25 protein-coding genes are annotated in these 22,029 nt (G+C 65.0%); 9 read left to right on the top strand and 16 right to left on the bottom strand.

Annotated elements, in window-relative coordinates; genetic code table 11:
- Positions 1 to 35: 35 nt before the first annotated feature.
- Both katG and AWC06_RS21500 read right to left on the bottom strand, forming a co-directional pair.
- Positions 36 to 2,156, bottom strand: a complete 2,121-nt coding sequence (katG, locus tag AWC06_RS21505) for a catalase/peroxidase HPI (RefSeq protein ID WP_227371116.1) — start codon at positions 2,154 to 2,156, stop codon at positions 36 to 38.
- Between the two features lie 93 nt (positions 2,157 to 2,249).
- On the bottom strand, positions 2,250 to 2,696 hold the full coding sequence (locus AWC06_RS21500; RefSeq protein ID WP_085199965.1) for a Fur family transcriptional regulator: 447 nt from the start codon (positions 2,694 to 2,696) through the stop codon (positions 2,250 to 2,252).
- 381 nt (positions 2,697 to 3,077) lie between these two features.
- On the opposite strand from AWC06_RS21500, the gene AWC06_RS21495 reads away from it, so the two are divergent.
- The 4 genes from AWC06_RS21495 to AWC06_RS21480 all read left to right on the top strand — a co-directional run bounded on the left by AWC06_RS21495 (position 3,078) and on the right by AWC06_RS21480 (position 6,911).
- Positions 3,078 to 4,319, top strand: coding sequence for an acyltransferase family protein (locus tag AWC06_RS21495; protein ID WP_085199964.1), 1,242 nt, complete (start codon positions 3,078 to 3,080; stop codon positions 4,317 to 4,319).
- A gap of 119 nt (positions 4,320 to 4,438) precedes the next feature.
- Positions 4,439 to 5,131, top strand: a complete 693-nt coding sequence (locus AWC06_RS21490) for an Rv0518 family GDSL lipase (RefSeq protein WP_139820166.1) — start codon at positions 4,439 to 4,441, stop codon at positions 5,129 to 5,131.
- Between the two features lie 62 nt (positions 5,132 to 5,193).
- Positions 5,194 to 5,637 (top strand): hypothetical protein, encoded by a 444-nt coding sequence (locus AWC06_RS23365; RefSeq protein ID WP_169715391.1) that lies wholly within the window; start codon positions 5,194 to 5,196, stop codon positions 5,635 to 5,637.
- A gap of 110 nt (positions 5,638 to 5,747) precedes the next feature.
- A complete protein-coding gene (locus AWC06_RS21480) occupies positions 5,748 to 6,911 on the top strand; it encodes an LLM class flavin-dependent oxidoreductase (protein WP_085199963.1) in 1,164 nt (387 codons plus the stop codon).
- A gap of 8 nt (positions 6,912 to 6,919) precedes the next feature.
- Here the strand turns inward: AWC06_RS21480 and AWC06_RS21475 are convergent, their stop codons facing one another.
- From AWC06_RS21475 to AWC06_RS21465, 3 genes are read right to left on the bottom strand one after another with little or no spacing between them, the layout of a single operon-like run.
- The gene (locus tag AWC06_RS21475) at positions 6,920 to 7,264 is read right to left on the bottom strand and encodes a DoxX family protein (protein ID WP_139820165.1); all 345 of its coding nucleotides are present in this window, start codon (positions 7,262 to 7,264) and stop codon (positions 6,920 to 6,922) included.
- On the bottom strand, positions 7,264 to 8,262 hold the full coding sequence (locus AWC06_RS21470; RefSeq protein ID WP_085199962.1) for an LLM class flavin-dependent oxidoreductase: 999 nt from the start codon (positions 8,260 to 8,262) through the stop codon (positions 7,264 to 7,266). The genes AWC06_RS21475 and AWC06_RS21470 overlap by 1 nt, the downstream gene beginning before the upstream one ends.
- Before the next feature lie 25 nt (positions 8,263 to 8,287).
- Positions 8,288 to 8,725, bottom strand: coding sequence for a tautomerase family protein (locus tag AWC06_RS21465; RefSeq protein WP_085199961.1), 438 nt, complete (start codon positions 8,723 to 8,725; stop codon positions 8,288 to 8,290).
- A 66-nt stretch (positions 8,726 to 8,791) separates the two neighbouring features.
- On the opposite strand from AWC06_RS21465, the gene AWC06_RS21460 reads away from it, so the two are divergent.
- On the top strand, positions 8,792 to 9,853 hold the full coding sequence (locus AWC06_RS21460) for a phosphotransferase (RefSeq protein ID WP_085199960.1): 1,062 nt from the start codon (positions 8,792 to 8,794) through the stop codon (positions 9,851 to 9,853).
- Between the two features lie 3 nt (positions 9,854 to 9,856).
- On the opposite strand, the gene AWC06_RS21455 is transcribed toward AWC06_RS21460, so the two are convergent.
- The 5 genes from AWC06_RS21455 to AWC06_RS21435 all read right to left on the bottom strand — a co-directional run bounded on the left by AWC06_RS21455 (position 9,857) and on the right by AWC06_RS21435 (position 12,897).
- Positions 9,857 to 10,135: a cytochrome C oxidase subunit IV family protein gene (locus AWC06_RS21455; RefSeq protein WP_085199959.1), complete on the bottom strand. Its 279-nt coding sequence runs from the start codon at positions 10,133 to 10,135 to the stop codon at positions 9,857 to 9,859.
- 4 nt (positions 10,136 to 10,139) lie between these two features.
- Entirely contained in the window at positions 10,140 to 10,727 is a 588-nt protein-coding gene (locus AWC06_RS21450; RefSeq protein ID WP_085199958.1) for a cytochrome c oxidase subunit 3 family protein, read from the bottom strand.
- 9 nt (positions 10,728 to 10,736) lie between these two features.
- Positions 10,737 to 11,492: a hypothetical protein gene (locus AWC06_RS21445; protein WP_085199957.1), complete on the bottom strand. Its 756-nt coding sequence runs from the start codon at positions 11,490 to 11,492 to the stop codon at positions 10,737 to 10,739.
- On the bottom strand, positions 11,489 to 12,232 hold the full coding sequence (locus AWC06_RS21440; protein WP_085199956.1) for a hypothetical protein: 744 nt from the start codon (positions 12,230 to 12,232) through the stop codon (positions 11,489 to 11,491). Before AWC06_RS21440 ends, AWC06_RS21445 begins: the two co-directional genes overlap by 4 nt.
- 74 nt (positions 12,233 to 12,306) lie before the next feature.
- Positions 12,307 to 12,897, bottom strand: a complete 591-nt coding sequence (locus AWC06_RS21435; protein ID WP_085199955.1) for a TetR/AcrR family transcriptional regulator — start codon at positions 12,895 to 12,897, stop codon at positions 12,307 to 12,309.
- Between the two features lie 40 nt (positions 12,898 to 12,937).
- On the opposite strand from AWC06_RS21435, the gene AWC06_RS21430 reads away from it, so the two are divergent.
- A complete protein-coding gene (locus AWC06_RS21430) occupies positions 12,938 to 13,729 on the top strand; it encodes a hypothetical protein (RefSeq protein ID WP_085199954.1) in 792 nt (263 codons plus the stop codon).
- Here the strand turns inward: AWC06_RS21430 and AWC06_RS21425 are convergent.
- Positions 13,726 to 14,586 carry a glycoside hydrolase family 16 protein gene (locus AWC06_RS21425; RefSeq protein ID WP_085199953.1) on the bottom strand — a complete coding sequence of 287 codons (861 nt, stop codon included), beginning with the start codon at positions 14,584 to 14,586 and terminating at the stop codon, positions 13,726 to 13,728. The two genes, AWC06_RS21430 and AWC06_RS21425, sit on opposite strands and share 4 nt — an antisense overlap.
- 53 nt (positions 14,587 to 14,639) lie before the next feature.
- Between AWC06_RS21425 and AWC06_RS21420 the strand changes: the two genes are divergently transcribed.
- On the top strand, positions 14,640 to 16,163 hold the full coding sequence (locus AWC06_RS21420) for a glycosyltransferase family 39 protein (RefSeq protein WP_085199952.1): 1,524 nt from the start codon (positions 14,640 to 14,642) through the stop codon (positions 16,161 to 16,163).
- A gap of 4 nt (positions 16,164 to 16,167) precedes the next feature.
- Here the strand turns inward: AWC06_RS21420 and AWC06_RS21415 are convergent, their stop codons facing one another.
- The 3 genes from AWC06_RS21415 to AWC06_RS21405 form a co-directional block, all read right to left on the bottom strand.
- On the bottom strand, positions 16,168 to 16,983 hold the full coding sequence (locus AWC06_RS21415) for a glycoside hydrolase family 16 protein (protein ID WP_085199951.1): 816 nt from the start codon (positions 16,981 to 16,983) through the stop codon (positions 16,168 to 16,170).
- Between the two features lie 49 nt (positions 16,984 to 17,032).
- A complete protein-coding gene (locus tag AWC06_RS21410) occupies positions 17,033 to 17,824 on the bottom strand; it encodes an enoyl-CoA hydratase/isomerase family protein (protein ID WP_169715390.1) in 792 nt (263 codons plus the stop codon).
- Between the two features lie 145 nt (positions 17,825 to 17,969).
- Positions 17,970 to 19,175: a M28 family peptidase gene (locus tag AWC06_RS21405; protein WP_085199949.1), complete on the bottom strand. Its 1,206-nt coding sequence runs from the start codon at positions 19,173 to 19,175 to the stop codon at positions 17,970 to 17,972.
- A 141-nt stretch (positions 19,176 to 19,316) separates the two neighbouring features.
- Here AWC06_RS21405 and tpx point away from each other — a divergent pair, with 141 nt between their 5' ends.
- The gene (tpx, locus tag AWC06_RS21400) at positions 19,317 to 19,820 is read left to right on the top strand and encodes a thiol peroxidase (RefSeq protein ID WP_085199948.1); all 504 of its coding nucleotides are present in this window, start codon (positions 19,317 to 19,319) and stop codon (positions 19,818 to 19,820) included.
- A gap of 1 nt (position 19,821) precedes the next feature.
- On the opposite strand, the gene AWC06_RS21395 is transcribed toward tpx, so the two are convergent.
- The gene (locus tag AWC06_RS21395; protein WP_085199947.1) at positions 19,822 to 20,268 is read right to left on the bottom strand and encodes a hypothetical protein; all 447 of its coding nucleotides are present in this window, start codon (positions 20,266 to 20,268) and stop codon (positions 19,822 to 19,824) included.
- Positions 20,265 to 21,587, bottom strand: coding sequence for an acyltransferase family protein (locus AWC06_RS21390; RefSeq protein ID WP_085199946.1), 1,323 nt, complete (start codon positions 21,585 to 21,587; stop codon positions 20,265 to 20,267). Before AWC06_RS21390 ends, AWC06_RS21395 begins: the two co-directional genes overlap by 4 nt.
- Positions 21,588 to 21,694: 107 nt before the next feature.
- Between AWC06_RS21390 and AWC06_RS21385 the strand changes: the two genes are divergently transcribed.
- On the top strand, positions 21,695 to 22,024 hold the full coding sequence (locus tag AWC06_RS21385; protein WP_085199945.1) for a hemophore-related protein: 330 nt from the start codon (positions 21,695 to 21,697) through the stop codon (positions 22,022 to 22,024).
- Positions 22,025 to 22,029: the final 5 nt, after the last annotated feature.

The following is a 22,029-nucleotide window of genomic DNA, read 5'->3' as shown; positions in this document are numbered from 1 at the left end:
GCACAACAGCGAGAGTATCGTCGACCGGGCTGCGATCAGGCCAGGTCGAACCGGTCGAGGTTCATCACCTTGTTCCACGTCGCGACGAAGTCGTGCACGAACTTCTCGTTGGCGTCGTCGGCGGCGTAAACCTCCGCCAGACCGCGCAGCACCGAATTCGACCCGAACACCAAGTCGACGGCGGTGGCCGTCCACTTCAGTTCGCCCGTTGCGCGGTCCCGAACCTCGTAGACGTTTTCGGTCGACTCGGAGACCTTCCACTCGTTGCCCATGTCGACCAGGTTCACGAAGAAGTCGTTGGTCAACGTCTCGGGGCGGTCGGTGAAGACGCCGTGCTTGCTTTGACCGAAATTGGCGTTCAGCGCGCGCAGCCCGCCGATCAGCACCGTCATCTCCGGCGCGGTCAGGTTCAGCATGTAGGCCCGGTCGACCAGCAGGGTCTCCGGCGACAGCTTCTCGCCCCGCCGCAGGTAGTTGCGGAACCCGTCGGCCTTCGGCTCGAGCACGGCGAACGACTCCACGTCGGTCTGCTCCTGCGAGGCGTCGGTGCGCCCCGGCGTGAACGGCACCGTGATGTCGAACCCGGCCTTCTTCGCCGCCTGCTCGACCGCGGCGCAGCCGCCGAGCACGATCAGGTCGGCCAGCGAGACCTTTTTGCCACCGGACTGCGACTTGTTGAAGTCCTGCTGGACCTTCTCGAGCACCGGCAGCACCTTGGCCAGCTCCGCCGGGCTGTTGACCTCCCAATCCTTTTGCGGCGCAAGGCGGATCCGGGCCCCGTTGGCGCCGCCTCGCTTATCGGTGCCCCGGAAGCTCGCCGCCGAAGCCCATGCCGTGGACACGAGTTGCGGGATCGACAGCCCCGAGTCGAGCAGCTTGCTCTTCAGCGCGGCGATGTCCTGCTCGCCGATCAGTTCGTGATCGACCTGGGGGACGGGGTCCTGCCACAGCTGGGGTTCGGGAACCCACGGGCCGAGGTAGCGGGAGACCGGCCCCATGTCGCGGTGCAGCAGCTTGTACCACGCCTTGGCGAACTCCTCTTCCAGTTCCTCGGGGTGGTCCAGCCAGCGGCGGGTGATCTTGCCGTAGATCGGATCCATCCGCATCGAGACGTCCGTTACCAGCATTGTCGGCAGGCGCTTCGCCGACTCGTCGAAGGGGTCCGGGACAACCTGCTCGGCGTCCTTCGCGGTGTATTGCCACGCGCCTGCCGGACTCTTGGTCAGCTCCCATTCGTACTTGTACAGAGTTTCCAGGTAGCTGTTGTCCCACTTGGTCGGGGTGGGCGTCCAGACCACCTCGAGACCGCTGGTGATCGCGTCCTTGCCGACACCGCTGCCGTAGGCGCTCTTCCAGCCCAAGCCCTGCTGCTCTATGGGCGCAGCCTCGGGCTCGGGACCGACGAGATCGGCATCGCCGGCACCGTGGGTCTTGCCGACGGTGTGGCCGCCGACGATCAGCGCCGCCGTCTCGACGTCGTTCATCGCCATCCGACCGAACGTCTCCCGGATGTCGATCGCCGCCGCAAGCGGATCCGGCTCGCCGTTGGGTCCTTCGGGATTCACATAGATCAGGCCCATCTGGACGTTCGCGAGCGGCTCGGCGAGTTGCCGGTCGCCGCTGTACCGCTCATCGCCGAGCCAGGTGTCCTCAGGACCCCAGAACATCTCCTCCGGTTCGTGAACGTCCTCGCGCCCGAAGGCGAAGCCAAACGTCTTGAACCCCATGGATTCATAAGCACAGTTGCCGGCGAAGATGATCAGATCGGCCCAGGAGATCTTGCTGCCGTACTTCTTTTTGACGGGCCAGAGTAACCGGCGCGCCTTGTCCAGGCTGGCGTTGTCGGGCCAGCTGTTGAGCGGGGCGAAGCGCTGCGAGCCTTCGCCGCCGCCGCCGCGACCGTCATGGATGCGGTAGGTGCCCGCGGCATGCCAGCTCATCCGGATGAACAACGGTCCGTAATGGCCGTAGTCGGCCGGCCACCAGTCCTGCGATGTGGTCATCACTTCGAAGACGTCGCGCTTCAGCGCCTCGACGTCGAGTTTCTTGAATTCCTCCCGATAATTGAAGTCCTCTCCCATCGGGCTGGCCTGCGGCGCGTGCTTGTGCAGAATCGACAGATCCGGCTGGTTCGGCCACCAGTCCCGGTTCGTCATCGGCCGGTGTGCCTTGGGTTCCGGCGCGTCGATTACTGGGTTTTCGCTCTCGGACACGTGGTCCTTCCTTTCAGCGGTAGGTGAAAGGGGCGATCACATCTGTGATCGCGTCCTGGTTGGTGATGTCGAGCAGTCGGGGCACAGGCCCCAGTAGATGACCTCGGCTTCGTCGAGGGAAAAACCGTTATCGTCGGCCGGGGTCAGGCAGGGCGCCTCGCCGACCGCGCAGTCGACGTCCGCGATGGCCCCGCAGGACCGGCAGACGATGTGGTGGTGGTTATCGGCGACGCGGGATTCGTAGCGAGCGACGGAGCCCGACGGCTGAATTCGCCGGATCAGACCCACCGCGGTCAATGCATGCAGCACGTCGTAGACGGCTTGGCGGGACACCGTCGGCAGGCCGGAACGCACAGCGTCGAAAATCGTTTCCGTGTCGGCATGCGGGTGCGCCTCTACCGCCTCCAGAACGGCGACTCGAGGACGCGTCACGCGCAGATCCGCCATCCGGAGCTGGTCCGCGTAGTCCGACATCGAGGACACACAGACAATATGCGCACTTTTCTGGACCCAGTCAATACTTTGCGTGACGGTGGGAGAAATTCGCCATACGGCGGCGAGGTCTCGGCGATGAAACCCGCTGCCGCACAGGGGGATAGGCGAGGGCAGCGCAATTCGGTCTGGCGGACGGCGCGGTCGTCGCGCCTCGTTTTCAACCTGCCGCGTGACCAGCTGGTTCAGCAATTGTTATCAGCCACACCGGGTCGCCGACTCGCATTTCGGCCGATCGCACTGATACCCTCCCATCGCCGTCCGTTGTGAGGCCACGTGGAGGTGGGCCGCTCGGACCGGCGGCCCGGCATAGTGGCACGGACGAAACAGCAGTGGTACACGACGTAGCGGTGGCCTGACGGGAAGAGTGTTGTGCGAAGCGGAGAGATCAAGGCCCTCACAGGACTTCGCATCATCGCGGCGCTGTGGGTAGTGCTGTTCCACTTCCGGCCACTGTTGGCCGACGCCTCGCCCGGTTTCCGCACTGCGCTCTCTCCGGTACTGAACTGCGGCGCACAGGGCGTTGACCTGTTCTTCATTCTGAGTGGGTTCGTGCTGACCTGGAACTACCTCGATCGGATGGGCTGGTCGTGGTCGACGCGCGACACGCTGCACTTCCTCTGGCTGCGACTGGCCAGGGTATGGCCGGTTTACCTGGTCACATTGCACTTGGCCGCGCTGTGGGTCATCTTCACGCTGCACGTCGGTCATGTGCCGTCCAAGGAAGTGAGCCAACTCACCGCGGTCAGCTACGTGCGTCAGATCCTGCTGGTCCAGCTGTGGTTCCAGCCGTACTTCGACGGCTCGAGCTGGGATGGGCCGGCCTGGTCCATCAGCGCCGAGTGGCTGGCCTACCTGCTGTTCGGGGTGCTGGTGCTGGTGATCTTCCGGATGGCGCATGCGACCAGAGCACGCAGCCTGATGTGGCTGGCGGTGGGCGCCTCACTGCCGCCGGTGGTGATGTTGCTGATCAGCGGCCAGTTCTACACGCCGTGGAGCTGGCTGCCGCGCATCGTCATGCAATTCACGGCCGGCGCACTGGTGGCCGCCGCCGTGGGCAGGTTGCGCCTGACCGATCGCGCTCGCCGCGGCGCCGGGTATGCATCCTTGCTGCTGATCGCCGCCATCGTCGGATTGCTGTATCTGTTCGACGCGCATCCGCTACACGGAGTCCAAGACACCGGCGGGCTGGTCGACGTGCTGTTCGTGCCGCTGGTGATGACGCTGGCGATCGGCGCGGGCAGCCTGCCCACGCTGCTGTCCACCCGATGGATGGTCTATGGCGGGCAGATCTCGTTCTGCGTGTACATGGTGCACGAGCTGGTGCACACGTCCTGGACATGGACCGCCGAGCAGTTCCAGCTCACCCTGCACGGCTCGGGGGGAAAACTGATCGTTGCCGGCCTGCTCACCATCACCGTCGTTGCCGCTGCCGTGCTGTTCCACACCGTTGAAGAACCCGCGCGCCGGTGGATGCGCAGGATGGTTCATGACGGACCGCCGATCACCGACCTGCACACCGACCCGACCGCTGCGCCGGTGCCCGGCAGGGTTCAATCGATCGACCGTGTCCTCGAAGCGCGGCCAAAGTCGGTCTCGGCGCGCGCGGGGTAGACATCGCCCCGGCAGGCGAACGATGCTGCGGCACAGCTGATCAAGTACGATCCCCGATTGGCACGGACGGGTTACATTGATGCCGCACGCGGCCAAGGTCGTGCACAGTGGAGGTAGTAGTGGGTCGTCTGGCCACATTCGTCATCTCGGTGGCGGTGGTGTTCGGCATGGTCGGCCATCGGCCCGCGCCGCCGAGGCCTTTCCAGACCGTGAGTCGCGGGGCCCCAGTGGATCACATCGCGGTCGTCGGGGATTCCTATACGACCGGCACTGCTGAAGGCGGCCTGGGGTCCAACGCATGGACCACGCGTGTGTGGCTGGCGTTGGCTCACCAGGGCATGCAGATCGCACCCGACGTGGTGTCGGAGGGCAGAGCCGGCTACGTCGTCCGCGGCGACCACGGCAGCGTTTTCGAGGACCTCACCTCCAGGGCGGTCCACCCCGGTGATGCGTTGGTGGTGTTTTTCGGCTCGCGCAACGACGAGGGCAGCGACCCGTTGCGGTTGGCCGGAATGGCCCACGACACTTTCGATTTGGCGCGCCGCACTGCACCATCGGCGAGGCTGCTGGTGATCGGGCCGCCGTGGCCGACTTCCGATCCGCCCTTCGACATCCTCTACGTTCGCGACACCCTGGCCGCCCAGGCCCGTGATGCGGGCGCATCGTTCGCCGACCCGATCAGCGAAGGCTGGTTTGTCGGCAGGCCCGACCTGATCGGTCCTGATGGCGTACACCCCAACGACGCCGGCCACGCGTATATGGCGGACAAGATCGCCCCGCTGATACGAGCCCAGTTGTCCAGACGGACCTGACGCGTTTTGCGCAGGTGCGTCCCGGGTATCAGGACGTGGACCTGAGAGATTGGGGAATTCAGATGAGGTCTGAAGCTCGGACAACGATCGCTCTGTTCGGCGGCGCGGCCATGCTGGTGGTAGCGGTCGGATGCGGCGGCGGCGGCAAGAGCGGCCCGACCAGTAGCAGCACGACCACCACGAAGACAACAACGACCACCGTGTCGTCGAGCGTGGCACCTCCCGGCGGCCCCACCGGTGGCGGAGGCCCAGGCGGTGGCGGGGGCGGCATCCCCGGCGGTCCCACCGGCGGCGGAGGCCCCGGCGGTGGCGGCGGCGGCATCCCCGGCGGCCCCACCGGCGGCGGAGGCCCCGGCGGTGGCGGCGGTAGCATCCCCGGCGGCCCCACCGGCGGCGGAGGCCCCGGCGGTGGCGGCGGCGGCATCCCCGGCGGCCCGAGCGGTGGCGGCGGTCCCGGCGGTGGCGGCGGCTGCGTTCCCGGAGTGGGTTGCGGCGGCTGGCCGTGATCGGGCAGTGGCGGTGAGATAGCCGGTCACAGCCGAAATGTCCGCTTCGCTGGCCTGAGCGCGGCCGGCGGGTTTAAGGTTCGGGCAACTCGATTGCAAGGGGACCTTAAATGGCCAAGCTCAGGTTCGGATATTTCATCGCGCCGTTTCACCGTGCGGGCACCAACCCGACGCTTGCGTTGCAGCGGGACCTCGACTTCATCGAACATATCGACGCGCTCGGCTTCGACGAAGTATGGATCGGCGAACATCACTCGGCGGGCAGCGAGATCATCAGCTCACCAGAGGTTTTCATCGCCGCCGCTGCGCAGCGGGCCAAACGGATCCGGCTCGGTACCGGAGTCATCTCGCTCGCCTACCACAATCCGCTGTGGGTCGCCGACCGGTTGATGCTGCTTGATCACCTCACTCACGGGCGAGTGATCGGCGGAGTCGGACCTGGTTCGCTACCAACCGATTCCGCGATGATCGGGCTGAACCCCACCGACACCCGCGAGCTACTCGAAACCAACCTCGACATCGTCGTTCGCCTGCTGGCCGGCGAGACGGTGACCGCGAAAACCGCCACTCACGAATTGTTCGATGCGCGACTGCAGCTCGCGCCATACTCCGACGGCGGGATTCCACTGGCGGTCGCCGCCGTCGCCTCGCCCACCGGCGCGCGGCTTGCGGGCAAGCACGGCATCGGCTTGCTATCCATCGGGGCGACGTTGACGATCGAAGGCTTCAACGCGCTCTCCTATCACTGGGGCATCGTTGAAGAGCGTGCGGCGGCGTTCGGTACGCAGGTCGACCGCGCGAACTGGTCCCTGGTCGGTCCGTTCCACATCGCCGAGACCGACGAACAGGCCCGCGCCGACGTGAAATTCGGCATCGAGCCGTGGTTCCGCTACTTCCAGAAGGTCGCCGCGTTCCCACAGATGACCATGCCAGGAGATCAGCTCGACGAGATGATCGACGTCATCAACGACAACGGCGCCGGCGTCATCGGAACGCCGGAACGTGCACGGGCGCAAGTGCAGCGGCTATGGGATCAGTCCGGCGGCTTCGGTTGCCTGCTTCAGATGGGCCACGAGTGGGCCAATCCGGCGGCGACCAAACGGTCCGCCGAACTCTTTGCCGCCGAAGTGATGCCGCATTTCCAAGGCCAGGCGCAGCCGACGCTCGATGCCGCCACGCGGGCAGGCGAAGTGCGCGAAGACCTCGCCCAGACGCAAATGCAAGCCATCGAGCACATGACCAAGAAATATCAAGACGAGGTCGGCTCGAAATAGCGCTGCTGTCAGCCCGCCTGCAGTATTGCGGTCGCGACGGCTAGGCCGAGGCCGATCACCGCCGGCGCCGTGTCCGTAGCACTATCGGATGCGCGTATGTGAAAACCGATGGCGCCCAACAGAAGCAGAGCCAGACCAACGGCGGCGGCCACGCCGATCGGCCACCACACCAACCCGATGAGCACACCGGCGACCCCGGCAAGCTCGAGTAGCCCGATCGCACGCCATTGCATCGGCTTGACGCCGAGGTGGTCGCGGATGGCCAGCGATTGCCGCGCCCCCACAAGTTTGATCAGGCTGGAAAACGCAATAAGCGCAGCGAGCAACGCGGTCACGATCACTTCGGCGGTCATCACCACACGCTAATACCCGTCGCGGCCGCGAAGGCGCGCAATTCGCGCTCGATGTCGGATCCGGCCGGCTGGTAGACGAGTTCGGTGACGCCCAGACCGGCAAACTCGGTGACCGACTGCGATATCTGTTCCGCCGTACCGGTCACGGCGCTGCGGCTGGCCGCCGGGATGAGCTCGGCGACATGCGGCTCGTCGCGTGGATTGGCTTGCACCAGATGCCCGGCGTGGATCGCGAGATGCCGCTCCGCCTCGGGATAGGCCTCCACCGCCTCGCGCCATCCGCGCCCACCGGGCAGCGCGTCGACCGCGGCTGCGCCGCCGCGCTCGTACGCGGCGTGGTACAGGACCACCGCGCCGGGGCCCGCGGCGTCGGCGACACGTGGCGACGTCAGCTGCTCTCCCTCGTCGAGCACGGTGCCGAAGCACAGCAACGCCCGCCAATCGGTCACCTTGACCGCGTCGGGTTGGGGGAGGACTGCGGAGAACACGCCGTCGCCGAGATCGGCCGCCACGGCCAGGCCTTTCGGGCCGTCCGCGCCGATCAGGATCGGCAGCTCGATGGGTCGCTTCGCCCCGAAGCCGGGGAGGTGAAGCATGCGGATCTTCGCGCCGTCCCACTCGCCGGTCTCGCCGGCGAGCAGAGCCTTCAAGCAGCGGACGTATTCGGCGACCTGCCGCCACGGCATGGGCCGTTTGCCCAGCGCGAAGCGACCGGTGAAGCCCGAACCGATTGCCACCGCGACCCGATCGGGCGCTTGGTCGACGAGCTCGGCGATCGCGGCGGCGTTGACCATGGGATGACGCAGGCTGGGAACCAGCACACCGGGCCCCAGGCCGATGGTTGAGGTGCGTTCGGCACAGCGGCCGAGGATCATCCATACGTCGGGATAGAGCGCTGGCGAATCGTAGAGCCATGCCCGCCGGTAGCCGAGCGCTTCGGCCGTCTGCACATGCGACGGGGTATCGGATGAGGTGGCGAACGCGCACGAGATATCCATACCCGGACATTACCGACGCCGACGGTCAGGGTTCGTCGTCAGCCACCAGACCTTTGACCTGTTGGTGATAGATGATCTTGCCGCCGCCGGCCCAATTGCCTTCTGGGATCTCGCGAATCAACGTCCACACATGAAAAGCCCGTGATCCTGCCGGGTCGATTGCCGCGGCCGCGCAAACCGCGGCGTGCACATCCGCCGCGAGCTGTTCCTTACGGTCTTGGGACAGCGCGCCTTCGAACACCGTCATCTCGACGCGGAAGCGAGGCGCGCCGGAACCGCGGCCGCCCACCGATTGCGCCGCAGAGTCCAACGCATGCAGGTAGACGGCCGTGTTCTCGCGTAGGAACGGTGTGTCGGGGGCCCGTTCGGCTCGCAGCAGCGCCGCGACGAGCTCGTCGGTCAACCGGATTAGCTGGTGCTGATCCAACGAGCCGTGCACATATGTCAGGTCGATCATCGGCATTGCCAACATGCCTAGCATCCCGCATTCCGCGCCGCAGCAAGTAATAAGGTTTCGGCTGTGGAGGGAATGGCCGAGCTGGTGCCGGTGTTGCCGGCGCACCGCATCGACGAGGCCGCGCTGGCGCAGTATCTGCGCGGGCGGCTGCCGGGCTTCGACGGCACGGTGCAGATCCGCCAGTTCCAGGGCGGGCAGAGCAACCCGACGTATCATCTTCGCACCGATGCCGGCGACTACGTGCTGCGCAAGAAACCGCCGGGCAAGCTGTTGCCCCGGGCCCACGAGGTAGAGCGTGAACACCGGGTGATGGCGGCATTGGCCGACACGGACGTGCCGGTACCGCGGATGCGCCTGCTGTGCCAAGACGAATCGGTCCTCGGCACAACGTTTTTCGTCATGGATCATGTTCCCGGACGGGTGTTCCCCGATCGCGTCATGCGCGAGTCCACGCCGGAGCACCGCGCCGCGGTCTACGAGGATCTCGCGCGCGTGCTTGCAGCACTGCACCGCGTCGACTGGCGCGCGGTGGGGCTGGAAGGGTTCGGTCGCCCCGAGGGCTACATGCAACGCCAGGTGGTGCTTTGGACGCGTCAGTGGCGGGCCGCGCAGTTGGAGGAGATGCCGGCGATGGACCTCTTGGCGCAGTGGCTGCCGGAGCACCTACCGCCCGACGATGCGGCGGCGGCCTGCATCGCGCACGGCGATTATCGCCTGGGCAACGTGTTGATTCACCCGACCGAGCCGCGGGTGGTGGCGGTGCTCGACTGGGAGCTGGCGACGATCGGCAACCCCTTGGCAGACCTCGCCTACTTCTGCCTGACCTATCGCCTCCCCGGCGGAGCCGACGGCAGGAGCGGGGTAGCCGGTGAAGACCTCGTCGGCACCGGGATCCCCGACCAGCAGGCCCTCGTCGCGAGCTACTGCCGATACGCCGACCGCGAGCAGCCGGAGTCGCTTGATGCCTTCATCGTCTTCTCGCTGTTCCGGCTGGCCTCAATTGTCGCCGGAGTGTGGCGACGTGGCGTCGAGGGCAACGCGGCCGACACCCGCGCAACCGAGTTTCGGGAACGTTATCGTGAGCTGGCGCAGGCGGGATGGGATCTGGCGCAACGGTTTCCGGCCGCCGGGTAGCACTCAATACAGGTATATCGCCAGCAGCCCGGCCCACAGAATCGTCAACCAGGCGTCGGTGAACAGCTTGAGCCACCGCGGCGCGGTGCGCACTTCCATGAAGTACCGAATGATCATGCGACCCTTGATGAATCCCAGCAGCACGACGGCGACGGTTATCGGCACGCTGGCTATGGCCGCCGCGCCGCGGGTATGCCCAGGTGACAGCCACCACGAGAAGACGGTGATCGCGGACAAGACGATCCATGCGTAGGTGGTTGCCCGGGCGGCGGTCGTGGTCATCGGCTTACCTCATCACGTAAAGCAGGGCGAAGATGACGATCCACAGCAGGTCGACCATGTGCCAGTAGGTGGCTCCGGATTCGACCATGAACATCCGTCGGCGCCGGGGGTTGCCCAATTCGCGCGCGACGACGCCCAAGATCAGCAGGCCGAGCGACACGTGGAACAGGTGCACACCGGTGAGCGTGTAGTAGAACATGAAGAAGTTGTTGCTCGAAAGCGTGTAGCCCTGTGCGACTTTCGCCGACCATTCGTAGGCCTTGATCAAGATGAACGCCATCCCGCACAGGCCGCCCAGATAGGTCAGCCGCAGTGCGCGTGCATGGTCCTCGGCGCGGGCGGCCTGCACGCTGCGGGCGATGAACCAGGAACTGGCCAGCAGCACAAGCGTATTGAGCACGCCGATGTTGATGTTGAGATGCTCCTGGGCGTTTAGGAACTCCTCCGGTTTCATGGCGTGGTAGACCATGAAGATGATGAAGTAGGCCCCGAAGATGATCAGGTCGCCGAGCACCATCACCCACATGTGGCCGTCGCCGGGAGTATGCGCCACGCGCGGTTGCTCGGCGTCAGTCACCGACACTGTTGCCATAAGTCCGTCCTAGTCCAGCGGTGCCTCGTCGACCGGCTGGCGCTCGGTGGCCTTCATCAGAAAGACGATCACGCAGCTCAGCCAGAAGCCGAAGATCACCACGCCCATCCAGAAGGCGATCGAGCCGTTCCATGCGAACGGGCCTGCCTTGAAGACGAAGACCGGCACCGCCATGATTTCGGTGACGATCTGCCAAATAGACACATATGCCAGCCATTTCGGGAAGATCTCGTTCTTGTCGTACAGAATGGCCACCGCGAAGGCGAAGTACGCCGTCGAGAAGCATCCCAGCGATCCGACATACGACAGCAACCCGAGGTCATACAACAGGGCCAGTAGTTGCGGATCGCGATCCGGCCGGTACACAGCGGTCAAAAAGCAGAAGGCGACCAGCAAGCATCCGGGCAGCGCACCGACCGACATCGCCCCGATGTAGCAGTAGGCCATCACCGATCCGACCGTCATGCGCTTCATGTGGTAGCCGACGATGCCGTTGGCCACGCCGGCGCCTCCGATGATCAGCACCAGGACGCCGAAACCGAGGCGAATGGTCAACGCGTGCGCGTGGAAGAAATGCACCATCTGATCGGTGGTCACGTCGGGCCGCGGCGGGGGCATCACCCGGGCCAGCGCGAAGAAGATCACCCCGAACGCGGTGTAGAACGCCGGGACGATCCAAAACACCAGCCAGACATCGCGTTTGCCGGCCCGGGGGGGTTTAACGACGGGTTCGGCACCCGTTCGCGTGGAGACGGTGCTGCTCACCGGGCCACGCCCTCGTCGACTGCCTGCCGCTGCAGCACGCGGCGCAGCACGACGAACATCACCGCGACGAACAGTGCGAAGGCGCTGTTGCGAACCCAGAAGGCGAGTGCACCATTCCACGCCAGCGGCCCGGTGGTAAAGATGGCGGCCCCGACAGCCGGCGCCATGGCGAGCGCGGTGGCGATGGCGTAATGCCCGACCCACCGCGCAAAAACCGGGTTGGGCCCGTCGTCGAAATAGATTGCCAGGCCGAGGAATAGATTCATCGCCACGAACGCCCCGACGGGCGCGATGAAGATCATCCAGGCCATGTCGTTGAGCAGCATGACCAGCTCGGGGCTGCGGCCCGGGCGAAAAGCCGCCACCAGGTAGAAGATGTCGGCGAGCGCGAACAGGGTTGCGCCGCTGACCGCTGCGGTGAGGTAGCAGTAGGCAAAGACGTGACTTTGGGTGGCCATCCGTTTCATCTGGATGACGATCACCATGAAGAACGGCAGCAACATGATTCCGCACAGGTTGAAGGTGATCATGCTGAACCGGATCATCGCGGTGTGGTGGCTGTAGAAACTCGCAACCTGCTCGGACGTCATCTGCGGCGACATCGGCGGGAAAAATCCGGGGAACGCGAAAAAGGCGATCAGCAGCACGACCCCGAAAACCGGTGCGGTCCACAGGCTGATCAGCTGGGTCTTGATGTTGGCCGTTTTCGGTAGGTCTTCGGCTTCAGCAAGGATCTGCATCGCACCTCGATTCCAGGGGTAGCCGATCGGCTATCCCTGACGATAGGCGATCCGACCGCAAGACGGCAAGGGTCTCACTCGGGCAGCTTGAGCATCCGCCCGGTGAGCTGGATCAGCACCGAGCGCAGGGTCTCGTCGTCGATGTCGTCGACGAGGGGATTGATCACGGTGCCGGCGATCGCGCCGGAGAACAGCGCCGCCGAGATCCGCGCCTCGGTGTCGTCGGGTTCGTCGAGCAGGATGGCATACAACCGGGTGATCAACTTGCGGAACGGCTCGTGCTCACCCAAAAGACGCACCATCACCGGGTCGTTCTGCAGGGACCTAACCCAGCGGCGGCGTTCAACCGCCGTGCCGACCACCTCGGTCAACAACACCCTACGGGCACCCACCGAGTCCGCCTCCGCTTCGGCCGCCTCCAGCGCATCCTCTAACGTGGCCAGCTCCCTCTCGGCGACCGCGATCACGATTTCGTCTTTGGTCTTGAACTTGTGGTAGACCGCGGCCTTGGTGACCCCGACGGCGTCGGCGATCATCTGCAGCGACGTTCCGCTGACCCCGTGCTCGGCGAACAAATCCAGCGCGGCGTGCAGAATGCGGTTCTGGGCAGGGGTGTGCCGGACGCCGCCGAGCAGGCGTCGCCCCGCGGGCTGCTCATCTGGCACTCGTTCAGGTTAAGGGAACCGGCCCATACACTGACCGATCGTGGGCATTCTGTTTGGCTTCGCGCCGTGGATCGTCTATTGGGTGCTGGTCGGTAACGTGCCGTTCATTGTGGCGGCGTCGGTCGCACTGGCCATCGCCGTCATCGGGTTGGTGGTCGGCCGCGCCAGGGGCGCGCCGATGCGAACACTCGAAATCGGCGCTATCGGAACGTTCTTGGTGCTGACCGCCGTGACCTTGGCAGTGAGCCAGTCGTTCATGGAGCGCTGGATTCAGCCGCTGAGCAACGCGGGAATCTTCGTTGTGGCGCTCATCGGCGTGCTGATCGGCAAACCGTTCGTGCGTGAATTCGCCGCGGCCGGCCAGCCGCCGGATGTCGTCAAAAGCGATGTGTTCGGCCACCTCACCACGCGACTGACCTGGATCTGGGTCGCGGTCTTCGCCGGCATGACGATATCGTCGGCGATCCCGCCGATCATGGAGGGTTTGGGAGGAGAAGAAGCGACGATTCTGGACACCAAAAGACCGCTGTCGTTCGTCTTTTACTGGGTGATCCCGTTCGCGCTGATGAGCCTGGCGGCGCTGGCGTCACGGGTCCTGCCCGAGCGGCTGACCGCGGCGGCCGGCGAAATCGTCCGGCAGACCACTTTCGTCGCCTACAGCGAAGCCACCATCGACGAGCTGTACTACCTGGCCACCGAACACGCCAAGCGCGAAGTCGGTGCGGGGCAGGAGGCATTCGACGTCAAGGTCGGACGCATGGGCACGCCGCTGGTCGGAGACGACAGCCGGCAGTCATGGCCGTCGACGTACAAAGTGCGCCAGCGGTCCTAGAAGACGCGCACCCAGTCGATGAGCATGTCGGCGGGGTAAGCACCCGGCGCCGGGTCGCCGCCACCTGACCCGCCGACCGCAAGGTTCAAGACCGGGAACATTGTGTAGTCGGGGTCATTGAATGGCCATTTGCGGATGGGATCGTTGAGGTCTTCGATGCCGGTCGCCGGAACGCTGAAGTATGGCTGCGCGCCATCGGCATAGTCTTCCCAGAAGTAGAAACCCGTCTGATTCCAGGTGACTCGCCAGGTGTGCCACCCACCGTCGACTCCGATCGGGTGGGTCTCGAACGCTGTGCCGTACGGATCTGCGTGAACGGTGGTTCCCGACGGCCACTCACCGTTGCCGTACCACTCGACCAGGTCGATCTCGCCCTCGCGACCGGGGAAGTCGTTGGACAGCCACCAGGCCGGCCAGCAACCCGCGGTGAGGCAGTTGAGCTTGACCCGGGCTTCCCAGGTGGTCCCGATGCCCCCGCGCCAGTTGCCGCTGACCAAGCCGCCGAAGTAGGTGCCGCCGTCTCTGGTGGCGCGCAGTACAAGGTTGGAATTGCCGTCGAGGAACACGTTTTGACGGCTGTCGCGGTACTGCCCCCAGAACTCGGGCCGGTCGAACCCCACCGGGTTTTTGACCGGCGTGCGGTGGTTTGACACCGTCCATTTCGACGGATCGGGCGCTGAGCCGGCCGGGCCGTCGAACTCGTCGTGGAAAAGGAAACCGCCGGCTTGGGCGCCGGGCGCCGGGGCCTCCGGTCGCGAGGGGTGAGCCCGGGCCTTCGGGGCCGGGATCGCCGCTGCCAGCGCGCCGATCCCCACGGTCAACATGATGCTGCGTCGATTCATGTCAGGCACAAGCACAGGACCATAGCAGCCTTCTGGCAACATGGCGGCGTGTTCAGCGGGCAGGCCGGATGACCGAGCGCGACGCACAGCGCAACCTACTGGACCCGCTGATCATTGGCGTGTTGGGCGCCATCGTCAGTCTGGTCGGCGCGGGGCGTCCGTCGTTCTGGTACGACGAGGCCGCGACCATCTCCGCCTCGTACAGTCGATCCCTGGCTCAGTTGTGGCGGATGCTGAGCAATGTCGACGCCGTTCACGGCGTGTACTACGTGCTCATGCACGGCTGGTTCCAAATTTTTCCGCCCACCGAGTTCTGGTCCCGCGCGCCGAGCGGCCTGGCGGTTGGAGGCGCTGCGGCCGGAGTTGTGGTGCTGGGCAAGCAGTTCTCGCCTCGCACCGTCGCAGTGAGCTCGGGAGTTCTCTGCGCGATATTGCCTCGGGCGACGTGGGCCGGCATCGAAGCCCGCCCGTATGCCCTTTCCATGATGGCCGGTGTGTGGCTGACCGTACTGCTCGTTCGCGCCGTGTGCCGCAACACCGCGTGGATCTGGCTCTCTTACGGGATCGTCCTTGCATTGTCGATTCTGCTCGACATCTATCTCGTGCTGTTGTTGTTGGCTCACGCCGTTTTCATCGTCATTTTCCGGCGCAGGCGAAGTGTCTTGGTGCGCTTCGCCATTGCAGCGGTTCTGGCGGGTGGTGCTGTGACGCCGTTCGTGGTGACGGCAATCCGTCAAGCGCATCAGATCAGTTGGATCGCACCGATTGGCCGCAGGACGCTCGAAGATGTGGTGGTTCAGCAATACTTCGAAAGAAGCCCGCCGTTTGCGATCTTGTCGGCACTGGTTGTGGCGACGGCTATTGTCTTGTGGCTCTGCACATCCGCGCAACTCGCAGCGGGGGATAGGCAGATGTTGACGTTGGCGATCGCATGGCTGGCGATACCGACGACGCTGATCGTCATCTGGTCGGCGACGGTTCATCCGATCTACACACCGCGCTACATGACATTCACGGCACCGGCGATGGCGTTGGTCTTGGGCGTCTGCGTCGGCGCCATGGCGTTCAGACCGTGGGCGGCAGCGGCCATCGTCGTGCTTTTCGCGGTGGCTGCGCTGCCGAACTATGTTCGTGCACAACGTAACCCGTACGCCAAATACGGCATGGACTACAGCCAAGTGGCCGATTTGATCACCGCGAAGGCGGCGCCGGGTGATTGCTTACTGGTCAACGACACCGTGACGTTTATGCCGGCCCCCATGCGCCCGTTGATGGCGGCCCGCCCGGATGCCTATCGGAAGCTGGTCGACCTCACCCTGTGGCAACGCGCCACGGACCGCAACGACGTCTTCGACACCAATCTCATCCCAGAAGTCGTCGCCGCGCCGTTGAGCCACTGCCGCGTCGTGTGGATCATCACCGAAGCCGACAAGTCGATGCCCGCCCACCAGGAGGCTCAGCTGCTCCCACCGGGCCCCCGCTTCGGGGCGACCCCCGCTTTCGCGGTTCCACGGGACCTGGGCTTCCGGCTCGTCGAGCGCTGGCAGTTCAACCTGGTTCAGGTGATCAAGGCCGAAAAGCCGGCGCGATAAACCTCTACCAGACCCGGATGTAGTCGACGAGCATTCGCGCCGGGTAGGTGCCCAGCGCAGGATCGCCGGCGCCGACCCCGCCCACCGCAAGCGTGAACATGGGCGTCATCCAATAGCCGGGATTGTTGAACGGCCAGCGCATGTCCTCAGGAGGGGCGCCGTGGACGTGGATAGGCTTCGGAGGAACACTGAAGTACTGGGCGCCATCTCGCGAAAATTTGAAACCATCCTGATCCCAACGCATTTGCCAGGTGTGCCAAGCGTCGTCGACCAGGCCCGGGATTGATTTTCCTTCCCATGTCTTCCCGTTGGACGCCGCGTGGACCGTGGTTCCCGGAGGCCAGTTGCCGTTGCCGTACCACTCGAAAATGTCGACCTCGCCGTCGGGCAGAGGATCTTCCTGGACAGTCCAGAACGCCGACCACAGGCCGGGGTACAAACAGTCAAGCTTTATCCGCGCTTCCCAGGTTGTCCCGATTTGGCCGCGCCAGTTGCCGCGCAGTTTGCCGCTGAAGTACTGGTCACCTTCGCGTGTCGCCTGGAGGACCAGATTGGAATTGCCGTCGAGGAAGACGTTTTGGGAGCGGTAGATCCCTTCGACCGGTGGGAACACGTCGTCCTGCCAGGTCTGCGGGGTCCACTTCGACAAATCGGGGCCTTGGCCGGCCGCGCCGTCGAACTCGTCGGAGAAAAGGTACGGTCCGCCGGCCGCACCGGCCGGCGCCGCCGGTGGAGCAGGGTGGGCCCCGGCTTCCGGGAGCGGCATCGCCGCTGCCAGCGCGCCGATCCCCATCGTCAGCATGATTCTCCGTCGATTCATCTCAGGCACAGTCAGACAATATAAGAGACGCCATGGCTGTCCCGCAGCGCTATCGCGTGGCCGGCATACCACCGCTCCGCAATACCTCGAAACCGGTTTCAATGACGGCATCGGGGAGCTCCGGATGTGCCGCGAGCCAGTCATGGTATGCCCGAATCTTCTGGCGGGCCCTACCAGAGGTAGCCGTCGTTATCAAGCTCGCGGCTTCTATCCTGGTGGCCTGTGCGAACCGGCGATCGGCCGCCCGGTAGACCATTCGCTTGATTTCGCGATTGATCAACGGAGAACGAGTGGCTAAACGCTGCGCAAGATCCGCCACCTCCTGCGCGAGATCCGATCTGGCTACCACGCGGTGCACAAGCCCGTATCGATGCGCCGCCTCGGCGGTGAGAAACTCGCCCTCGAGCAGCATCCCCAACGCCCGACCTGCTCCCACCATGCGCACCAGCCGTTGGCTTCCACCACCGGCAGCGAGGATGTCGAGGGCCGACTCCGGTAACCCGATCTGCACGTCATCGGCAACGACACGGATATCGCAGGCCAGCGCGAAAACACAGCCTGCGCCCAGGGCTAGGCCGTTGATCGCAGTGAGGAACACCTTGTCCATCGCGTTCATCCGGCGCAGAGCCGCATAAGTATTCGCTTCGAAGACAAAATCTGCTGCCGCGGTCCGTTGCAGAAGCCGTTGGAAGCCTGCGCTTCGGGCCGCGAGGTTGCTGGCCACGGCCGCGGCCCTGGCGGCGGGATACGGCACCCGGAAGGGGAGCACTTGGCATGCCCGTGCCAACGAAGGCATATCGAGATGCGTCAGGTAGGTGTCGTCCGTGCCGGTGAACACCACTGCGCCGATCGTCTTGTCGCGACGGAGTTTTCGGGTCAGCTCGTCAAGCTCGATAGCCATCGGCGGATCGAAGAAGGGCCGCGGCGGGTGGTTGAACGTGACGGTGAGGACTCGACCGTCTTGCTGAGTCAGAAGCCGAGGTTGATCATGCATGCCCGCGTTGCCCCCGCGCCCACGCCCACGCCAGCCGCTCTGTCAGAGTGACAGCGTCGCGCACCGTATTCCAGCCGATTTGATCCACGGTGTCCGACTTCAGATGAAGGTTGCGGATCCAACCGTCGTCGTAAGACAACAGCGAGATTGCGTGCATGCCCTCGTAACGAGCAATGCTGGTGTCGCATGTGTTCGGAAACGACACGACGCGCAGGTCGATGCCGGCGGATGAGGCCACGTTCGTCGCCAATTTCACGTCGGCGGGAGCGAGCCGGCCGGTCAGACCCTCGCGTCGGGCGGCGACGAGATATCCACCGCTGCCGAGCGAGTCAAGATTGATCACCAAGGTGCGAGCTGGATCAAGACGTCGCCCATAGCCTTTGATCCACGCGCGCATGCCCGCGTTGCCGACTTCCTCCCCGCCCGGAAACACCAGTAGCACGTCGGTGTCGGGTAGCGGACGCTCTCGCAAACGGTTGGCCACTTCGAGGACGGTTGCCACGCCGCTGGCATTGTCATTGGCGCCCGGGGTGGTGTAGCTGCGCATCGATTGGATTGAGGCCAGGCCGGCGATACCGATGACGAATTGCGCGGCGATCCTCGCCCACCGCAGCGGTAACGCGGTGGCGGCCACAGCTATCAGCGCGGGGAAGTGGGTGGGCATGGTTTCTCCGGTCCGTCGCGACCACATTCTGTTGAGCGCGACCGTCCGCGGATGCCAGACAACCCCGTTGTGTGCGGCGTCGTGGTGGGCTACCAACACCAGGGTTCGGTTGCCTTCACCGGTAGCCGGGATATGCGCCGTGACCGATGTGCCTCGGCCGGCCGGCAGCAGCCGCCGGATCCACTGGTTTCGACCGCTGACATCGAGCTCATAGGACGCGGTGATCGCCGCCCCTAATAGCCGCCCGAGACGGCCGGGCAGAGCGCCGGCAACCATCGCGGCAAGCAGATAGGCAAGCTGAGCGGGCGCCCACGACGACTGGGTGCGAAACCGCGTGATCATCACGTCGGTCGCGCCGATGTCGTCGCGCAGCCGCCGAGCAATCCACTCGGCCGAACGGCGTTCGCCCGGAGTGCCGGTGCGGCGATCATGGGACGTCAATTGCTCGACATCCCGCCGCAGGCGTCGGCCGATCTCGTCGTTCGGCCGCGCCGCATCGTGTTGATCTTCAGCTACCAGTCCCTGGTTCGTCATAGGGTGTGATCCTGTTAGACGTCCACTGCCAAAGGCAGCGGGAGCGATGCCAAACACTGCCAATCCCGCTCTGACGTCGCCGGGCCTCAGAATTCCAGCCCCACCCACTGCCGCTCTGCCTGTCCTTGGCAGACTGTGCACATGGCACAGATAACTCTGCGAGGAAACGCGATCAACACCGTCGGCGACTTGCCCGCCGTCGGATCCACGGCGCCGAGCTTCACCTTGGTGGGTTCCGATCTCGGTGCGGTGAGCAGCGAGCAGTTCCGTGGTAAACCGGTGTTGCTGAACATCTTTCCGTCCCTGGACACGCCGGTATGCGCGACTAGCGTTCGGACCTTCAACGAGCGTGCGGCCCAAGGGGGTCTTTCCGTGCTGTGCGTGTCCAAGGATCTGCCGTTTGCGCAAGCACGGTTCTGCGGCGCGGAGGGCATCGAGAACGTCAAGACCGCTTCGGCGTTCCGGGACAGCTTCGGCGAGGACTACGGCGTCACGATCGTCGATGGTCCGATGGCCGGGCTGCTTGCTCGAGCTGTCGTGGTGATCGGCGCCGACGGCAACGTCGCATACTCCGAACTGGTGCCGGAGATCGCCACCGAACCCAACTACGATGCCGCGCTGGAAGCGCTGAACACAGCGGCGTAGCTCACGTGTCGCGCGGGGGAGACGCCGTGCGGGGTTCCGGCTTCCAGCCGACGTAGGTCAGGTACAGCCCGGCGGCGGCAAGGCAGACGGAAAACACCCATATCGCCGCGATCGCACCCGAGCGGTAGACAGCGTTGCCCGCTGCGTCGTACGTCGCGGGAATTGTGAGCAGCAGCAGCCCACGGATCGCCAGAAACCAGCCCAGCAGCGACACAATGATGGCCGCCGGGCTGCGCCAGTACTGGTGAAACGCGATGATCACCAGGCCGAACATCAGCAGGATCGCGCCGAAGAGCCACGCCCACATGGGGTTGGCCTCGAACTCCGTGAACAGCGATCGCATATAGCAGCCGCGGACGGCAATCGTGATGGGCACGATCGTGAAGAACGGGCCCAAAACGCGAGCGAACATGCGTGTGCGGATCTTTGCCTGCTCTGGTGTGCTCACTGCTGCACCTCCATGGAAGTTCGAGGACGATCTACCTGGACCGGGCGAATCGCCACCAGGACCACGCCGGCCGCGAAGACCAGCGCGGTCACCCACGGAAAACGCCCATCCGGCGCGAAGCCGAGAGCGGCAAAGAACGCGAGGCCATATGCGGCCATCGTGGCACCGGCGAGCATTCCCGGTTCGGCCCACCTACCCCTGACTGGTACGCCGAGGGCCGGCAGCGGGGAGGCGAAAACGCGCCGCCACCACCACAACAACGCCAGCTCACCCGCTGTCACCAGGCTGAGGATGACCACCCACTCAAGTCGCGCCAACCACCATTGCGCCGTTCCTTCGGTCGGTTGGGGCAACAGACCGCTCGGGTAGCCGATGATCGCCACGATCACGACGGGAATCATGTGCCATAGGTAAAGGGCCATCACATTGCGATTGGCGCCGCCCAGCAGGCGTTCGACTGGCTCGGCGTGCAACGCGCGGTTGACCATAGGGGCGATCATGATCACGATGCCCGCCTGCGCGCATCCGAACGCCAGCATTGCCATCGATGGCGGCTCGCTGTTTTGGACGGCTTGGCCGGGAACGCCGATCATGCTGACCGGATAGGGTCCCAGGCCGATCAGCAGTGCCAGCGCGATCCCGGACCCGACAGCCAGCAGCACGGGCCGGCGGCCGGCTAATAATCCACTGCGCCAAGCGATTCCGAGCTGGTACAGCGTCGCCCAGCAGAGCAGGTAGTTCAGCCACCCGAGGTAGGGCACGTGCGCGCCGACGGATGCGGCGTCTACGGCCGCGACGCCCAGCGCAAGCACCCCGGGCACCATGAGCCCCCAACGGCGTTGCGCGGCAACCGCAATGGGTGTCAGCGATGCCACCACCAGATACACGGCGAGGAACCACAGATGCATGGCCACCGCCCAACCCGCATATTCGAGCGTCGACCCGTCGATGTTGCAGATGTCCAGAACCACGACCACAACAGACACCGCCGCGACGTACACGGCTGTCGGCCCCAGCACGCGGGCCAGGCGATGGCGAAGCCAGGCCGGTCGCGACAGCCCGCCGGTGTCACACCGGTGCGCCCAGGACACCGCCCCTGCGTACCCGGCCACCAGGAAGAACGTCGGCACCGCCTGGAAGGGCCAGGTCAACCACTGGGTCCAGGGCTGGTCGAGCAGCGGGTTCTGGCGGCCGAAGTAGCCGTCGTGGTAGGTCACCGCCCCGGCCAGCCAATGCCCCAGCACGATGAGGATCACACCGGATACGCGGTAGAAGTCGACGGCCAGATCGCGGACCGGTCCCGGCTTCGTTTGGTCCATCAGCACATGCCCCGCCAATCAGTTACCGAAGTCTAATCAGGCGGAGTGGGCCTCTTCGACACGCTGTAGGCTGTGCTATCGCCCAAATACTTGGAGGGGGTCCACAAATGACCACGCTGTCGTTGACCAGACTGGCTGCTGCGGTTGGCGGTCTGACATTGTCGTTGATCGCCGGGGCCGGGGTCGCGTCGGCCGATGATCCCATCATCACCACGACCTGCAACTACTCACAGGTCGTGTCTGCGCTCAACGCGCAAGACCCGGCGACTGCCGCCAAATTCAACGCATCTCCTACGGCGCAGTCCTGGATGCGTTCATTTCTCGCCGCGCCGCCGGATCGGCGACAGCAGATGTATCAGCAGGTGCTCGGCATGCCCGGGGCCCAGAGCTATGTCGGGACGTTCACGCAGGTCGCCAATACCTGCAACAACTACTGAGAGCT

The sequence above is a fragment of the Mycobacterium fragae genome (assembly GCF_002102185.1).
GTDB classification, from domain to species: Bacteria; Actinomycetota; Actinomycetes; order Mycobacteriales; family Mycobacteriaceae; genus Mycobacterium; species Mycobacterium fragae.
The sequence above is the reverse complement of the archived record's forward strand: the minus strand, read 5'-3'. Positions and strand labels throughout refer to the sequence as shown.

Excerpts from the sequence above, each read along its gene's own strand:
- AWC06_RS21440 (WP_085199956.1), bottom strand. The coding sequence starts at position 12,232 with ATGCAGATCCTTGCTGAAGCCGAAGACCTACCGAAAACGGCCAACATC.
- katG (WP_227371116.1), bottom strand. The coding sequence starts at position 2,156 with ATGACGAACCGGGACTGGTGGCCGAACCAGCCGGATCTGTCGATTCTG.
- AWC06_RS21420 (WP_085199952.1), top strand. The coding sequence starts at position 14,640 with ATGACCGAGCGCGACGCACAGCGCAACCTACTGGACCCGCTGATCATT.
- AWC06_RS21405 (WP_085199949.1), bottom strand. The coding sequence starts at position 19,175 with ATGACGAACCAGGGACTGGTAGCTGAAGATCAACACGATGCGGCGCGG.
- AWC06_RS21475 (WP_139820165.1), bottom strand. The coding sequence starts at position 7,264 with ATGACCGCCGAAGTGATCGTGACCGCGTTGCTCGCTGCGCTTATTGCG.
- AWC06_RS21455 (WP_085199959.1), bottom strand. The coding sequence starts at position 10,135 with ATGACCACGACCGCCGCCCGGGCAACCACCTACGCATGGATCGTCTTG.
- AWC06_RS21450 (WP_085199958.1), bottom strand. The coding sequence starts at position 10,727 with ATGGCAACAGTGTCGGTGACTGACGCCGAGCAACCGCGCGTGGCGCAT.
- tpx (WP_085199948.1), top strand. The coding sequence starts at position 19,317 with ATGGCACAGATAACTCTGCGAGGAAACGCGATCAACACCGTCGGCGAC.
- AWC06_RS21470 (WP_085199962.1), bottom strand. The coding sequence starts at position 8,262 with ATGGATATCTCGTGCGCGTTCGCCACCTCATCCGATACCCCGTCGCAT.
- AWC06_RS23365 (WP_169715391.1), top strand. The coding sequence starts at position 5,194 with ATGAGGTCTGAAGCTCGGACAACGATCGCTCTGTTCGGCGGCGCGGCC.
- AWC06_RS21460 (WP_085199960.1), top strand. The coding sequence starts at position 8,792 with ATGGCCGAGCTGGTGCCGGTGTTGCCGGCGCACCGCATCGACGAGGCC.
- AWC06_RS21415 (WP_085199951.1), bottom strand. The coding sequence starts at position 16,983 with ATGAATCGACGGAGAATCATGCTGACGATGGGGATCGGCGCGCTGGCA.
- AWC06_RS21390 (WP_085199946.1), bottom strand. The coding sequence starts at position 21,587 with ATGGACCAAACGAAGCCGGGACCGGTCCGCGATCTGGCCGTCGACTTC.
- AWC06_RS21465 (WP_085199961.1), bottom strand. The coding sequence starts at position 8,725 with ATGCCGATGATCGACCTGACATATGTGCACGGCTCGTTGGATCAGCAC.
- AWC06_RS21385 (WP_085199945.1), top strand. The coding sequence starts at position 21,695 with ATGACCACGCTGTCGTTGACCAGACTGGCTGCTGCGGTTGGCGGTCTG.
- AWC06_RS21480 (WP_085199963.1), top strand. The coding sequence starts at position 5,748 with ATGGCCAAGCTCAGGTTCGGATATTTCATCGCGCCGTTTCACCGTGCG.